This window comes from Vibrio sp. 704 (genome assembly GCF_033339295.1).
Map to the genome: position 1 here is coordinate 1 of NZ_JAWOUH010000929.1, position 538 is coordinate 538.

The following is a 538-nucleotide window of genomic DNA, read 5'->3' on the forward strand; positions in this document are numbered from 1 at the left end:
AAGTTACTTATGTCACAGTGGTTTACCGATTTACAAAACTATGTACAAGCGCATAGTCAGGATTGGAGCGGAAGTGTTCTTTTTATCACGTTAGCCAGTTTTATCGCATGGATCGCTTGGCGAGTCATCCGTTCCCGTCTTGCAATTCTTGTCGAGAAAACCCCTTTTCATTGGGATAACATGTTGCTTGATGCGCTCAAAGCGCCAGTGAGCACACTCATTTGGTGTTGGCCTGCTACGGTGTCACTCGGCATCATTTTAGAAAGCGAACTGAATGACAAGATCAATTGGCTGAGCACGCTCAAGCTGATTCTTATTATCAGCGTCTTCGTATGGACCGTCATGCGGCTGATCACCAATATCGAAGATTTCGTTCTGGAACAGAAAAACCGAGACGAAACCACCGTTCAAGCCATCGCAAAAGTCGGGCGCTTATTCATCATCACTATCGGCGTATTAACCATCATGCAGGCATTTGGCTTGTCTCTGTCTGGTCTGCTGACGTTTGGTGGTGTGGGTGGCTTAATCGTAGGTCTTG

At 46.5% G+C, this 538-nt stretch carries 1 pseudogene; it reads left to right on the forward strand.

The annotated features are described in order from the left end of the window. Positions 1-9: 9 nt before the first annotated feature. Positions 10-538, forward strand: a pseudogene (locus R7R24_RS29935) (mechanosensitive ion channel family protein); the annotation flags it as partial.